Here is a 361-nt window from a genome sequence, read left to right as displayed (position 1 = left end):
AACCTTTGGTGAAGCATTCTATAAGGCTGTTTTAGGCTCAAATGACCGCTTACCAGGCTTGCCAACTGAAGGTGAAGTAAAGCATGCGTTCTTATCTGTTCGTGAGTCAGACAAGAAATACATCGCTGATATTGCTAAGAAATTAGTTGAATATGGCTTCAAACTTGTAGCAACAGGTGGAACATATCAGGTACTTAAAGAAGCAGGTTTAGAATGTGAATCTGTAAATAAAGTAACTGAAGGCCGTCCACATATTGTTGACCGCTTGAAAAATGGTGAAATACACCTTATTGTCAATACTACTGAAGGCAAACAAGCTCAATATGACTCTGCAATGATTCGTCGTGCTGCCCTACAAGGC

At 40.2% G+C, this 361-nt stretch carries 1 pseudogene; it reads left to right on the top strand.

The features are described 5' to 3' along the window. Positions 1-361: pseudogene (carB, locus tag ACNQ0W_RS25440) on the top strand (carbamoyl phosphate synthase large subunit); the annotation flags it as partial.

This window comes from Enterobacter cloacae complex sp. 6730903 (genome assembly GCF_048283985.1).
In the GTDB taxonomy this organism is placed as follows: Bacteria; Pseudomonadota; Gammaproteobacteria; order Enterobacterales; family Enterobacteriaceae; genus Enterobacter; species Enterobacter hormaechei_C.
This window is presented reverse-complemented; position numbering and strand designations above follow the sequence as displayed.